This is a genomic window from Streptomyces chumphonensis (assembly GCF_014779715.1).
Classification (GTDB): domain Bacteria; phylum Actinomycetota; class Actinomycetes; order Streptomycetales; family Streptomycetaceae; genus Streptomyces; species Streptomyces chumphonensis.
Genome location: NZ_JACXYU010000003.1, coordinates 136,099 through 149,110, shown reverse-complemented (window position 1 = coordinate 149,110; position 13,012 = coordinate 136,099). Strand labels below are relative to the sequence as shown.

Annotated in this window: 12 protein-coding genes; 1 reads left to right on the top strand and 11 read right to left on the bottom strand. The window is 73.2% G+C overall.

Annotated elements, in window-relative coordinates; all coding sequences use genetic code 11:
• Window positions 1-21: 21 nt before the first annotated feature.
• The 10 genes from IF129_RS08365 to IF129_RS08320 form a co-directional block, all read right to left on the bottom strand.
• Window positions 22-2,826: a DEAD/DEAH box helicase gene (locus tag IF129_RS08365; RefSeq protein ID WP_191208884.1), complete on the bottom strand. Its 2,805-nt coding sequence runs from the start codon at window positions 2,824-2,826 to the stop codon at window positions 22-24.
• A gap of 95 nt (window positions 2,827-2,921) precedes the next feature.
• Window positions 2,922-3,839, bottom strand: coding sequence for a twin-arginine translocase subunit TatC (gene tatC, locus IF129_RS08360; protein ID WP_191208883.1), 918 nt, complete (start codon window positions 3,837-3,839; stop codon window positions 2,922-2,924).
• A 95-nt stretch (window positions 3,840-3,934) separates the two neighbouring features.
• Window positions 3,935-4,222, bottom strand: coding sequence for a Sec-independent protein translocase subunit TatA (gene tatA, locus IF129_RS08355; RefSeq protein ID WP_191208882.1), 288 nt, complete (start codon window positions 4,220-4,222; stop codon window positions 3,935-3,937).
• A 180-nt stretch (window positions 4,223-4,402) separates the two neighbouring features.
• On the bottom strand, window positions 4,403-4,615 hold the full coding sequence (locus IF129_RS08350; RefSeq protein ID WP_191208881.1) for a hypothetical protein: 213 nt from the start codon (window positions 4,613-4,615) through the stop codon (window positions 4,403-4,405).
• A gap of 36 nt (window positions 4,616-4,651) precedes the next feature.
• Window positions 4,652-5,611: a helix-turn-helix transcriptional regulator gene (locus IF129_RS08345; protein ID WP_191208880.1), complete on the bottom strand. Its 960-nt coding sequence runs from the start codon at window positions 5,609-5,611 to the stop codon at window positions 4,652-4,654.
• 14 nt (window positions 5,612-5,625) lie between these two features.
• Window positions 5,626-6,579 (bottom strand): helix-turn-helix transcriptional regulator, encoded by a 954-nt coding sequence (locus tag IF129_RS08340; protein ID WP_191208879.1) that lies wholly within the window; start codon window positions 6,577-6,579, stop codon window positions 5,626-5,628.
• A gap of 161 nt (window positions 6,580-6,740) precedes the next feature.
• Window positions 6,741-7,115 carry an FKBP-type peptidyl-prolyl cis-trans isomerase gene (locus IF129_RS08335; protein ID WP_191208878.1) on the bottom strand — a complete coding sequence of 125 codons (375 nt, stop codon included), beginning with the start codon at window positions 7,113-7,115 and terminating at the stop codon, window positions 6,741-6,743.
• Window positions 7,116-7,167: 52 nt separating this feature from the next.
• The gene (locus IF129_RS08330) at window positions 7,168-8,163 is read right to left on the bottom strand and encodes an FKBP-type peptidyl-prolyl cis-trans isomerase (RefSeq protein WP_191208877.1); all 996 of its coding nucleotides are present in this window, start codon (window positions 8,161-8,163) and stop codon (window positions 7,168-7,170) included.
• A 109-nt stretch (window positions 8,164-8,272) separates the two neighbouring features.
• A complete protein-coding gene (gene pafA, locus IF129_RS08325) occupies window positions 8,273-9,634 on the bottom strand; it encodes a Pup--protein ligase (RefSeq protein WP_191208876.1) in 1,362 nt (453 codons plus the stop codon).
• 9 nt (window positions 9,635-9,643) lie between these two features.
• Window positions 9,644-10,918: an MFS transporter gene (locus IF129_RS08320; RefSeq protein WP_191208875.1), complete on the bottom strand. Its 1,275-nt coding sequence runs from the start codon at window positions 10,916-10,918 to the stop codon at window positions 9,644-9,646.
• Window positions 10,919-11,043: 125 nt separating this feature from the next.
• Here IF129_RS08320 and IF129_RS08315 point away from each other — a divergent pair, with 125 nt between their 5' ends.
• A complete protein-coding gene (locus tag IF129_RS08315; RefSeq protein ID WP_191208874.1) occupies window positions 11,044-12,084 on the top strand; it encodes a LacI family DNA-binding transcriptional regulator in 1,041 nt (346 codons plus the stop codon).
• 110 nt (window positions 12,085-12,194) lie between these two features.
• On the opposite strand, the gene prcA is transcribed toward IF129_RS08315, so the two are convergent.
• Window positions 12,195-13,010, bottom strand: a complete 816-nt coding sequence (prcA, locus tag IF129_RS08310) for a proteasome subunit alpha (protein WP_191208873.1) — start codon at window positions 13,008-13,010, stop codon at window positions 12,195-12,197.
• Window positions 13,011-13,012: the final 2 nt, after the last annotated feature.

The following is a 13,012-nucleotide window of genomic DNA, read 5'->3' as shown; positions in this document are numbered from 1 at the left end:
AGGGGCCGTACCCGGGCGCCGTCAGCCGACGGACGAGTAGGCGACGACGCCGCGCAGCATGGAGTCGACCGCCCGGCGGGCGTTGCGCCGGACGGTGCCGCCCTCGGGAGCGGCGGCGGCGAGCTGGCCCAGCACGTCGATGACCTGCTTGCACCAGCGCACGAAGTCCCCGGCGGGCATCTCGGCCTCGCGCAGGACGGCGTCCAGGCCGTCGCCCTCGGCCCAGCGGTACACGGGCCAGGCGAAGCCAAGGTCCGGCTCCCGCTGGCCCACGCCCTCCGTCTGGCTGACGCCGTGTCGCTCCTCCAGCGCGTCCAGCCGGCCCCAGATGCGGACCATCTCGCCGAGCGCCGCCTTGGCCCCGCCGCCCGGCAGCGCGGGCGGCAGCGCGTCGTCGGGCGAGCGGGCCTCGTAGACCAGTGCCGAGGCGCAGGCGGCCAGGTGGGACGGCGAGAGCCCCTCCCAGACGTTCTCCCGCAGGCACTCGGCGGCCAGCAGGTCGAGTTCACCGTAGAGCCGGGCCAGCCGCCTGCCGTCCGCCGTGACCGTGTCGCCGTCCAGGTACCGCAGGTCGGCGAGGAGGGCGTAGACGCGGTCGAAGGTCCTCGCGATGGTGTTGGTGCGGCCCTCGATGCGCCGTTCCAGCTGCCGGGTGTCCCGCCGGAGCCGGTGGTAGCGCTCGGCCCAGCGGGCGTGGTGCTCCCGGTCGTCGCAGCCGTGGCAGGGGTGCTGACGGATCGCCGCCCGCAGCCGCAGGATCTCCTCGTCCTCGGTGGCGGCCGAGCGCTGCTTGCGGCGCCGGTGCGGCGGCGTCCCGTCGTGGCCGGCGGCTGTGGCCCGGGTGCGCAGCGCCGACGCGAGGTCGCGCCGCGACTGCGGGCTGCGCGCGTTGAAGGACCGGGGGACGCGCATGCGGTCCAGCGCCTCGACGGGGACGGGGAAGTCCATCCCCGCCAGCCGTTTGACCTGCCGCCCCACGGTGAGGACCAGCGGGCGCGGGCCGTCGTGGTGGTCGAACGGCCGGTGGCCGTGGCTGCGGCCGGCCGGCAGGCCCGGGTCCAGGACGAGCGCGAGGCCGGCGTACTTGCCGGTGGGGACGTGGATGATGTCGCCCGGGCGCAGCTTCTCCAGCGCCGCGGCGGCCTGGGCGCGCCGCTGGACGGCGCCCTGCTTGGCCAGTTCGGTCTCCCGGTCCTTCAGTTCGCGCCGCAGCCGCCCGTACTCGGCGAAGTCGCCGAGGTGGCAGGTCATGGCGGCCTCGTAGCCCTCCAGGCCCTCCTCGTTCTTCTGCACCTGGCGGGAGATGCCGACCACCGACCGGTCCGCCTGGAACTGCGCGAAGGACGTCTCCAGCAGCTCGCGCGAGCGGTGCCGGCCGAACTGCTCGACGAGATTGACGGCCATGTTGTACGAGGGCTTGAACGAGGAACGCAGCGGGTAGGTGCGCGTCCCGGCGAGACCGGCCAGGCCCTCCGGGTCCATGCCGCGCTGCCACAGCACGACGGCGTGGCCCTCGACGTCGATGCCGCGCCGTCCGGCCCGGCCCGTCAGCTGGGTGTACTCCCCCGGGGTGATGTCGGCGTGCTGCTCGCCGTTCCACTTGACGAGCTTCTCCAGCACCACCGAGCGGGCGGGCATGTTGATGCCGAGGGCCAGGGTCTCGGTGGCGAACACCGCCTTGACCAGCCCCTTGACGAACAGCTCCTCGACGACCTCCTTGAAGGTCGGCAGCATGCCCGCGTGGTGGGCGGCGATGCCCCGCTGGAGGCCCTCCAGCCATTCGAAGTAGCCGAGGACGTGGAGGTCCTGGTCCGGGATGGACGCCGTGCGCTCCTCGACGATCCCCCGGACGGTGGCCTGGGCGGCCGCGTCGTTGAGCCGCAGCCCGGCGACGAGGCACTGCTGCACGGCCGCCTCGCAGCCGGCGCGGCTGAAGATGAACGTGATCGCGGGCAGCAGCCCCGCCGCGTCGAGCCGGTCGATGACCTCGGGCCGGCTGGGCACCCAGATCCGGCGGCGGCGCTCCCGCTCCCGGTCGGCCTCCCGCTTCGGTCCGCGCCGGTCGCGCCCGTTCGGGCGGCTGTTCTCCATCCGGGCCATCCGGACGAGGTCGGGGTTGACGGTCCGCTTGCCGGACTTCTCCTCGAAGAGGTCGTACATGCGGCGTCCCGCGAGCACGTGCTGCCACAGGGGCACGGGGCGGTGCTCGGAGACGATCACCTCGGTGTCGCCGCGCACGGTGTCGAGCCAGTCGCCGAACTCCTCGGCGTTGGAGACGGTCGCGGACAGCGAGACGAGCGTCACCGAGTCGGGGAGGTGGATGATGACCTCCTCCCACACCGCGCCGCGGAAGCGGTCGGAGAGGTAGTGGACCTCGTCCATGACGACGTACCCGAGCCCGCGCAGCGTCTGGGAGCCCGCGTAGAGCATGTTCCGCAGCACCTCGGTGGTCATGACGACGACCGGTGCCTCGGCGTTGATGCTGTTGTCCCCCGTCAGCAGCCCCACCCGGTCGGCACCGTAGCGGCGCGCGAGGTCGGAGAACTTCTGGTTGGAGAGCGCCTTGATCGGCGTGGTGTAGAAGCACTTGCGGCCCTGGGTGAGGGCCAGGTGGACCGCGAACTCGCCCACGATCGTCTTGCCGGATCCGGTGGGCGCGGCCACCAGGACCCCCTTGCCGGCCTCCAGTGCCCGGCAGGCGTCGAGCTGGAACGGGTCCAGCTCGAAGTCGTACATCTCTCGGAAGGGTGCGAGCGCCGTCGCGTCTTCGGCCGCCCTCAGGCGTGCCGCGGCGTAGCGCTCAGCAGGGGACATGTCCTCGCTCATCGTGGCTACGAGCCTACCGGCCGAGTCTGACGACGCGCGATCATTTCATCGGCCCGCAGCCGCGGCTGCGCCGCCGGGCGGGACCGGACGGCCGCTCAGGTCACGTCGTCGTGTCCGCCCCGTCCGGAGCCGCGGTCGGCCTGTTCGGGGAAGGCGCTGGGGCCGACGGTCTCGGGGGTGAGGTCGAGCTCGGAGGCCTCGTCGTCGGCCAGGGCGGCGTCGGGGTCGCGTGCGGCCTTGCGGCGGTCGTGGACGAGGGAGAAGCCGACCGCGGCGAAGTACAGCGCCGTGATCGGCGCCGCGAGCACGATCATCGACAGCGGGTCGGTCGGGGTGACCATGGCCGCGAAGACGGAGATGCCGAGCACCATGCCCCGCCACCAGCCGAGCATGCGCCGGCCGCTCAGCACACCGCCCAGGTTGAGCAGGACGAGGACGAGGGGCAGCTGGAAGGCGAGCCCGAAGGCGAGGACGAGCTTGACCGAGATGTCGATCATGTCGTCGACGGTGATGATGTTCGTCGTGCCGTCCATGCTGAAGTTGAGCAGGACGGGGATGGCGTGCGGCAGCAGCCAGTGCGCGAGGAGGGCGCCGGTGAGGAAGAGCGGAGTGCCGAAGGCGACGACGGAGAGAGCGTACTTCTTCTCGTGCCGGTGCAGGCCGGGCGCGAGGAACGCCCACATCTGGTAGAGCCACACCGGGGCGGCCGCGACGAGGGCCGTGATGAGCGACACCTTCACGTAGGTGGTGAAGGGCGAGGTCAGGCCGTTCTGCGAGAGGATCGGGCAGCGGCCGTCCAGCGCCCGGGCCTCGGCCTCGTTCTCACAGACGCGGATCGGCTCGGTGATGAACTCGCCGATGTCCTTGGCGAAGAACATGGCGAGGACCATGAGCGGCACGATGGCCAGCAGCGCCTTGACCAGACGGTTCCGCAGCTCCCGCAGGTGTTCGACGAGAGGCATCCGCCCCTCGGGGTCCCTGGGTGCGGCCTTCTTGCGGGCGGACTTGAGCAACCCACGTCCTCAACTCATGGGCCGGCCCGCCCGGGGCGTGCCTGCCGGTGCCAGTGCTGTCGTCACGACGCGCGCCGACGGCGCGCGGGGAGGGCTCAGCCCTGCGTCGTGCGCCCGGGCTCCTCGACGGGACGCGAGCTGGTGACGTCGCCCGGGGCGGCCTGGATCGTCCGGGGCGCCGGCTCGGCGGGGGACTCCGGACCGCTGCCGTCGTGGCCCTTGTCCTTCTCCCCCTCCTTCTTCATCTGCGACGTCTCGCTCTTGAGGATGCGCATCGACTTGCCGAGGGCGCGCGCCGTGTCCGGGAGCCGCTTGGCGCCGAAGATCAGCACGATCAGTCCGATGATGATCACGAGCTGCCAGATGCCCATCTGACCCAACATGAATGCCTACCTTCTCGCCGAGGTCACCTGTGCCTTGCCGAGCGCGCCCGATTGGTCATCCGGTGCACCGCACGAGATGCCATGGTAACGCTCGGGGGTGAACGTCCGGCAATGCCCGCGGAACCGGACGGTGGCCCGGCGCGGACCGGCCCCCCGCTCCCGCCCGCGCCCGGACGGGGCTCAGCTCCGGCCGGCGGCCCCGGCCCGCGCCGCCCGGCGGGCGAGGGGTCCGGCGGCCCGCTCCAGGTCCTCCCCGGCCCGCGCGATGCGCTCCGAGCCGTCCGCGACGGCCCGCGAGAGCCGGCGCACCTCCAGGGCGACCCGGACGGACAGCACCCCCAGCACGGCGATGCCGCAGAAGGCGAGCACGAGGAAGAACATCGGCCAGAGCATGAGGGCGAGCGTAGTGCACGCCCCGGGCCGCGCCCGTCAGTCCCCGTAGGCGGCCAACGCCGCGCGGGCCGCCGCGCGGGCGCTCCGGGCGAGTTCGGGCGGCGCGGTGATCCGGCCGTCCGCACCGAGCCGCAGCGCGAGGCGGCGCAGCGAGCCCGGGTCGGGCGTGCGCAGGGTGATCCGCAGGCCGCCGTCGGGCAGTTCCTCGGCGCTGTCGTGGGGCCAGTACTCGGCGACCCACCGGCCGCGCGGCCCGACCTCGACCACGACCTCCGGGTCCTCGGCCGCGGGCTGCACCAGCGCCTGGGACAGGTCCCTGGGCGTGACCGGTGGCGGGTCGGCGGGTTCGTCCAGCAGCCGGATCTCCGCGACGCGGTCCAGCCGGAACGTGCGCCGCGCCTCGGAGAGCCGGCACCACGCCTCCAGGTAGGTGCGGCCCACGACGAAGAGGCGGATCGGGTCGACCTCCCGCTCGGTCAGCTCGTCCCGGGCGGGTGAGTAGTAGCGCAGCCACAACCGGCGCCGCTCGGCCAGCGCCCGGTCGACGTCGGCGAACACCCCGCCCTCCGACTCGAAGGTCACCGTCAGCCGGGAGCTGGCCCGGGCGTTCTCCCCCGCGGCCTCCTCCAGCTTCGCGGTGGCCCGCAGCAGCGCCTGCCGGTCCCCCTCGCGCAGGCCCGGCAGGGTGGCCACGGCGCGGGCGGCGACCAGCAGGGCGGTGGCCTCGTCGGCCGCCAGCCGCAGCGGCTTGCCGGTGGACTCGACGGCGTCCGCGTTGTGCCACCAGATGTGCTCGCCGTCGGTGTCGATGTCCAGCAGGTCCCCGCCACGGAAGCTGGTGCCGCACAGGGGCAGGACCTGCAGGTCGGAGATCAGCTCGTCGTGGCTGATGCCGAAGGCGCGGGCGACGTCCTCCACCCGGGCGCCGGGGCGCTCGCGCAGGTAGGTCACCAGCGACAGCATCCGCCGCGTCTGGTCGATGGCGTTGGCAGCCATGCGTTCGTATCCCCTCAGCCCTTGGCGACGGCACGCAGCCGGTCGACGACGTCCGCACGCAGGTCGGCGGGTTCCAGGACGAGGACGTCGGGGCCGAACTCGGCCAGCCAGGCGCCCAGTCCGTGCCCGTAGGGGACCTCCAGCTCCTCCCAGCCGTCCCCGGTGTCCCGCGCCTGCGTGGCGCGGGCGCGCAGCGGGTAGCCACAGCCCTTGCGCAGCCGGATGCGCGCGCTGGCCGTCGCGCTCTCCCCCGCCCACCGCTCGACGGTCTCCCGGACCCGCACCTGGTCGGGCACCTCGGCGGTGTAGGCCCCGGCACGGGAGCGGACGGGGCCGGTGATCCGCGAGAGACGGAAGACGCGCTCGGCGCGCCGGTCGCGGTCCCAGCCGGCCAGGTACCAGTGGCCGCGCCAGCACTCCAGGATCCAGGGCTCGACCTGCCGCCTGGCCGGTTGGGCCTCGGTGGACTTGCGGTACTGGAAGACCACGGGTCGACGGTCGCGGCAGGCGAGCATCAGGGGCTCGAACGCGGCGTCCTGGGCCGGGATGCGCGGTTGCAGCGCGCCGGAGGCGCCCCGGTCGTCCTCGGTGAGGGGCATCCCGGCCGCCCGCAGCTTCTGGAGCGCGCCGCTGGCGGCCCCGGCGAGCCGGGCCTGCTGCCACACCCGGGCGGCGAGCCCGAGCGCGGCGGCCTCGGCCGGGTCGAGGGTGATGGGCGGGAGCTGGTTGAGGTCGCGCCGGGCCTGGTAGGCGGCCTCCCCCTCGACGTTCTCCGCCGTGTCGATGATGAGGCCGAGCTCGCGCAGGTCGTCCTTGTCCCGCTCGAACATGCGGTTGAACGCGTCGTCCCCCGCGGCTTCGAGGTAGGCCTCGATGGAGGACCGCAGCTCGCGCTTGGTCAGTGGCCGGCGCGTCCCCAGCAGGCACAGCGCCAGGTTCATCAGCCGCTCGGCCTTGGCAATGGCCATCGACGCCCTCTCTCTACCCCGCTCCCGACCGATGACCGTACCGCTCCGCGTCTGCGGAGGCCAAACGGGCGACGGCCGGCCCGTGCCCCGCCCTGGGGGCGGGAACGGACCGGCCGTCACCGGTGGTTCGGCTCCGTGCCGGGCGCGGTCGCGCCGGCGCGTCAGGCCGCGACGAGGTCGCAGACGAAGATCAGCGTCTCGTTGGGCGCGATCCGCCCGCCGCCCGCGCCGTGCTCGCCGTAGGCGAGGTGCGCGGGGATGGTCAGCCGGCGCCGGCCGCCGACCTTCATGCCCTGGACGCCCTGGTCCCAGCCCGGGATGACCTGGCCGGCGCCGAGCTGGAACTCCAGCGGCTTGCCGCGGTTCCAGGAGGCGTCGAACTCCTCGCCGGTGCTGAAGGAGACCCCCACGTAGTGCACGGAGACCTTGGCCCCCGCCGCGGCGACCGGGCCGTCGCCCTCCCAGATGTCGACGATCTCCAGGTCGGCCGGCGGCGCGCCCTCGGGGAAGTCGACCTCCGGCTTGTCGATGTTCACGAAACTGCTCCTTCAGATGTTGACGGGTGACCGGTCCCCGGCGGCGGCGCCGTCACACGACGGCGAGGATGTCCACGCTGAAGACGAGCGTGGCACCGCCCGGGATGTCGCCCTGGCCCTCATCACCGTAACCCAGGTCCGGCGGCACGACGATCAAGACCCTGCTGCCCGCCTTCTTCCCCGTCAGTCCCTGCGACCAGCCCGGCACGACCTGCTGGAGGCTGAACTGGGCGAGCTGGCCCCGGTCGTAGGTGGCGTCGAACTGCTCACCGTTGTCCCACAGCACGCCCTTGTACTGGACCAGGACCGCGTCGGACTCCTTCACCTCGGCGCCGTCGCCCTCCAGGACGTAGTTCGCGACGAGCTTCTTCGGCGGGTCGGTCTCCTTCGGCAGTTCGATGGAGGGGGCCTTGCCGTCGGTGTTCGTCCCCACCCGGGGCAGGTCGGTGTTGTCCTGCGCGACCTCGGTGCCCTGCGCGGAGCTCTTCCCGTTGTACGTTCCGACGATGTCGACGACGAAGACGAGGGTGTCGTCCCCCTCGATGCCGCCCTGGGGGTTGCCGCTCTCGCCGTAGCCGTACTTCGGCGGGATGGCCATCTCGACGCGGTCACCGGCCTTCTTGCCCACCAGCACCTGGTCCCAGGCCGGGATCAGCTGGCCGACGCCGATCTGGAAGACGGCGGGCTTGCCGCCGTCGAAGGAGTTGTCGAAGACCTTCGCGGTGTCCCAGATCTGGCCCAGGTAGTCCGCCTGGAGGTAGTCGCCCTTGGCGACCTCGGCCCCGGTGCCCGCGACGAGGACCTGGACCGCGATGTCGGAGGACGGGTCGCCCGGCCCCTTGGCGATGGTGGGCTTCTCCCCGAACTCCTGTCCCGCCGTGAGCTCGGGGAGCGGCCCGTCGACGATCTTCCCGGTGGGCGCCGCCTCCGGGCTCTCGGCGTCCGGGCTGGGGGTCACGGAGTCCGAGCCGCCGTCGCCGTCGTCGCCGCAGGCGGCGAGAGCGAACAGGCCGGCAGGGAGGGCCAGGAGTACGGATCGTCGACGCACGTCAGTCCTCGTTCGGTTGGGGGGTGAGTTGACCGTGCGCGCCACTCTACGGGGAGAGCCGGGCCGCGCACGTGGGTGTGCACGGCCCGGCTCTCCCCGGTTCCTTCGGTCACATACCGGCGATCAGCTTCTCCACCCGCTCGTCCACCGCGCGGAAGGGGTCCTTGCACAGGACGGTGCGCTGGGCCTGGTCGTTCAGCTTCAGGTGCACCCAGTCCACCGTGAAGTCGCGGCGCTGTTCCTGGGCGCGGCGGATGAAGTCGCCCCGCAGCCGGGCCCGGGTGGTCTGCGGCGGCACGGACTTGCCCTCGAAGATCTTGAGGTCGTCGCACACGCGCTTGGCCTGCCCCTTGCGCTCCAGCAGGTAGTAGAGGCCACGACGGCGGTGGATGTCGTGGTAGGCGAGGTCTATCTGGGCGACCCGGGGGTGGGACATGGTGAGGTCATGCTTGGCCCGGTAGCGCTCCAGGAGCCGGTACTTCATCACCCAGTCGATCTCGGTGTCGACGCGGTCCAGCTCCTGGGTGCGGACCGCCTCCAGCGTCCGTCCCCACAGCTCCAGGACCTGCTCGACGACGCCGGTCCGGATGCCCCGCCGGTCGCAGAAGTCGGCCGCCTTCTCGTAGTACTCCTGCTGCACCTCCAGCGCGGACGCCTCCCGGCCGCTGGCCAGGCGCACCTTGCGCTGGCCGGTGATGTCGTGGCTGACCTCGCGGATGGCCCGGATCGGGTTCTCCAGGGTGAGGTCGCGCATCACGGTGCCCGCCTCGATCATGCGCAGCACGAGGTCGGTGGCGCCGACCTTGAGCAGCATGGTCGTCTCGGACATGTTGGAGTCCCCGACGATGACGTGCAGCCGGCGGTAGCGCTCGGCGTCGGCGTGGGGTTCGTCGCGGGTGTTGATGATGGGCCGGGAGCGCGTCGTGGCGGAACTGACGCCCTCCCAGATGTGCTCGGCCCGCTGGCTGACGCAGTAGACGGCGCCGCGGGGCGTCTGCAGCACCTTCCCCGCGCCGCAGACGAGCTGGCGGGTGACGAGGAAGGGGATCAGGACGTCCGCGAGGCGCGAGAACTCGCCGTGCCGGGCCACCAGGTAGTTCTCGTGGCAGCCGTAGGAGTTCCCGGCGGAGTCGGTGTTGTTCTTGAACAGGTAGACGTCGCCGGCGATGCCCTCCTCGTGCAGCCGGCGTTCGGCGTCGACGAGCAGCCCCTCGAGGATGCGCTCGCCGGCCTTGTCGTGGGTGACGAGCTCCACCACGTTGTCGCACTCGGGAGTCGCGTACTCCGGATGCGAGCCGACGTCGAGGTAGAGACGTGCACCGTTGCGGAGGAAGACGTTGCTGCTGCGGCCCCATGACACGACACGGCGGAAGAGGTACCGCGCCACCTCGTCAGGGGACAGCCGCCGCTGGCCCCGAAACGTACATGTGACGCCGTACTCGTTCTCCAGCCCGAAGATTCGGCGGTCCATGAGTGAACATTACGCCTGATGCCCGGTTCTGAAACCGGGTTCGACCGCGCCGTTCCGATCATTTTCCCCGCCCGTGACCGGCGGTGACGAGGGACCGGGCGCGCCCGGCGGACCGTCCAGCACGCGCCGGGTCAGCAGCAGGACCGCGAGCGCCGCCGCGCCGCCCGCGCCGGGCACGAGGAAGCCGCCGCCCGGCCCGCCGTGCTCGATGGCCGGGCCCACGACGGCGGTGCCCAGGGCGGCGCCGACCCCGAAGACCGTCACCAGCCAGGAGAACGCCTCGGTGACGGTGCCCGCCGGGGCGTGCCGGTCCACGACGACGAAGGCGCAGGTGAGGGCGGGGGCCAGGAAGAGCCCGGCGACGCAGGCCAGCACCGTCATGGTGACCGGGCCGGGGACCAGCGCCAGGGGCAGGTAGCCGAGGGCGAGGAGGCCGATCATCGCGCGCAGCCGGCCCTCGGGGGCGCCGGGCCAGGGCCGCGCGCCGTAGGCGAGGCCGCCCAGCAGCGCTCCGAAGCCGATGCCCGACATGATCAGCGCGTAGACGAGGTCCCCGCCGTTGCCGTCGTCGGAGTAGGCCACCGCGGCGACGGTGATGGAGCCGAGGGAGACGCCCACGCACAGGAACGAGCCGAGCAGCGCCAGGAGCCCGGGCGAGCGCAGGGCGCCGAGCCAGTGCGCCTCACGCGGCGCGCTGCGCCAGGCGCGCGAGGGGGCCGACACCACGACGGACAGGGCGCCGAGCACCCCGATGACGTTGATGACGAGCAGCGCCCCGGCCTCCGACCACAGGGCGACAGCGGCCGTGACCACCAGCGGGCCGACGGTGAACATGAGCTCCTGGGCGACCGAGTCCACGGCGTAGGCGGTGTGCACCCGTTCCCGACTGCGCAGGACGCTCGGCCACAGCGCCCGCAGCCCGCCCTCCAGGGGCGGGGTGAAGACACCCGCGACGAGCACGGCGGCGGCCGCCACCGGCAGCGGGTCGATGCCGGTCAGGGCGAACGCGGCCATGCCGAGCCCGGAGACGACGGCGGCGGGCAGCATCACGCGGGGCTGGCCGTACAGGTCGACGGCACGGCCGAGGAGTGGCTGCCCGACGGCCGTGGCCAGGCCGTACACGGTCGCGAGCACGCCGGCGAGGGTGTAGCCGGCGCCCTCCGAACGGGCGAACAGCACGATGGCGATGTGCGCGGTGGCGTTGGGGAGCCGTCCGACGAGGGTTCCGGTGAGCAGCCGCACGGCGTGCTGGGTCCGCAGCAGCTCGGCGTAGCCGGTCGCCATGGGGCGACTCCTTCTCGCTGATGAGTTTTACGTATAACCTGCGGGGTCATACGTACCATGAGCGCTGACCACGAGTCCATCCGACGGCCTGCCCTGAGCCGTGCCCCAGGACGGAGAACCGCGCCGTGACCTCTGCCGGCCCCCGGCCCACCAGCCGCGACGTCGCCCGCGCGGCCGGGGTGTCCCAGGCGACCGTCTCCCTGGTGCTGCGCGACAAGTGGCACGGCAGGGTCTCCCCGGCCACGGTGGAGAGCGTGCGCGCCGCCGCCCGGGAGCTGGGCTACCGCCCGAACCTGGCCGCGCGCAGTCTGCGCCTCGGCCGCACCCGCACCGCGCTGCTCGTCGTCCCCGCCCTCACCAACGAGTTCTTCGCCCGGGTCCACACCGGTGCCGCGCGGGTGGCGGCCGAGCACGACCTGGGCGTGGTCCTGTACCCCTCCCCCGAAGGCGTCGGCCCGGCCCGCGACCCCTTCGAGTCCGCCCGCGCCACGCTGGACGGCGTCATCGCCTCGTCCATGGCCGCACACGCCCTCAGCGCCCTGCGCGAGGGCGGGCTGCCGCTCGTCATGCTCGACAGCAGCCCCGACGACCCGGCCGCCGCGGCGACCGTCAACCCCGACCTGGCCGACGGCATGCGGCAGACCGTGGCGCACCTCCTGGGCCTCGGCCACCGGCGCATCGCCCACCTCACGGCCGGCATCGACAGCTGGACGTTCGCCGGGCGGGCACGGGCCCTGGACGCGGCCCTCGCCGCGACGCCGCACGGCGGGCCGGATGGCGGCCCGCCTCCCACGCTCGTCCGGACGGCGGCGGCCGAGCTGAGCGTCACCGGCGGTCTGCGCGCCGCCGCACGACTGCTGGGCTCGCGCCCTCGCCCCACGGCGCTCGTCTGCGACGACGACCTGCTGGCGGCCGGGGCCTGCAAGGCCGCCCGCCGCCTGGGGCTGCGCGTCCCGGAGGACGTCTCGGTCACCGGCTTCGACGACCTGGCGCTGGCGACCGCCGTGGAGCCGGAGCTGACCACCGTGCGGCTGCCCGCGGAGGAGATCGGCGCCGCCGGCATGCACGCCCTGCTGGCCGTCCTGGACGGCCGGCAGGCCCCGACGCCGGTCCTCCCCGTCCAGCTCGTCCCGCGGGGCTCCTCGGGGCCCTGTGCGGCATCGTGACGGTGGGGTGAGACGGTCACCCCACCGTCACATGCCGCACGGTGCCCCGGCCGCCGCGCGGGCGGGCCGGGGCACCGTGGGGGTGACGCGGGGCTGTGGGCGGCCGCCCGTCAGGCCGTCTCGTCGGTGTCGGACGTCCCCGAGGCGTCCGACCGGTCCGGCGAGGGGGTCGCCGGGCCCGGCCCGCCCTCGGCGTCGTCGTCCTCCGCGGTGTCGGAGGAGGCGGCGGGGTCCTCCAGCAGACGCGTCAGCCGACTGCCCAGCACCCGCTTGAACTTCCGCTGCTGGGGGCGTGTGCGGTCGAGCACGGCCACCTCCAGCTGGTCGGCGGTGAGGGTGCGCCCGCCTCCGTTGCCGTCCCGGCCGAGGGCCTCGACGGCCAGCCGCAGGGCCTCGCCGAGCGTCATGTCGTCGCGCTGCCGTTCCCCGAGGTGGCTGCCGATCTGGTCGGAGTTCCCGCCGACCGCGACCGAGCCGTGCTCGTCGACGATCGAGCCGTCGTGCGGCAGCCGGTAGATCTGGTCGTCCTGCGGGGCCGCACCGACCTCCGCGACGATCAGTTCGACCTCGTAGGGCTTCTCCCCCGCGCTGGAGAAGATCGTGCCCAGCGTCTGGGCGTAGACGTTCGCCAGCCCGCGTGCGGTGACGTCGTCGCGGTCGTAGGTGTAGCCCCGCAGGTCGGCGTAGCGGACACCGCCGATCCGCAGGTTCTCGAACTCGTTGTACTTGCCGACCGCCGCGAAGGCGATCCGGTCGTAGATCTCACTGACCTTGTGCAGCGCCCGCGAGGGGTTCTCCGCGACGAACACGATGCCGTCGGCGTACTGGAGCACCACCACGCTGCGGCCGCGGGCGATGCCCTTGCGGGCGTACTCCGCGCGGTCGGCCATGGCCTGCTGGGGCGAGACATAGAACGGCGTGGACACCG

Excerpts from the sequence above, each read along its gene's own strand:
- IF129_RS08340 (WP_191208879.1), bottom strand. The coding sequence starts at position 6,579 with ATGGCCATTGCCAAGGCCGAGCGGCTGATGAACCTGGCGCTGTGCCTG.
- pafA (WP_191208876.1), bottom strand. The coding sequence starts at position 9,634 with ATGGACCGCCGAATCTTCGGGCTGGAGAACGAGTACGGCGTCACATGT.
- IF129_RS08345 (WP_191208880.1), bottom strand. The coding sequence starts at position 5,611 with ATGGCTGCCAACGCCATCGACCAGACGCGGCGGATGCTGTCGCTGGTG.
- IF129_RS08320 (WP_191208875.1), bottom strand. The coding sequence starts at position 10,918 with ATGGCGACCGGCTACGCCGAGCTGCTGCGGACCCAGCACGCCGTGCGG.
- IF129_RS08365 (WP_191208884.1), bottom strand. The coding sequence starts at position 2,826 with ATGAGCGAGGACATGTCCCCTGCTGAGCGCTACGCCGCGGCACGCCTG.
- tatA (WP_191208882.1), bottom strand. The coding sequence starts at position 4,222 with ATGTTGGGTCAGATGGGCATCTGGCAGCTCGTGATCATCATCGGACTG.
- IF129_RS08350 (WP_191208881.1), bottom strand. The coding sequence starts at position 4,615 with ATGCTCTGGCCGATGTTCTTCCTCGTGCTCGCCTTCTGCGGCATCGCC.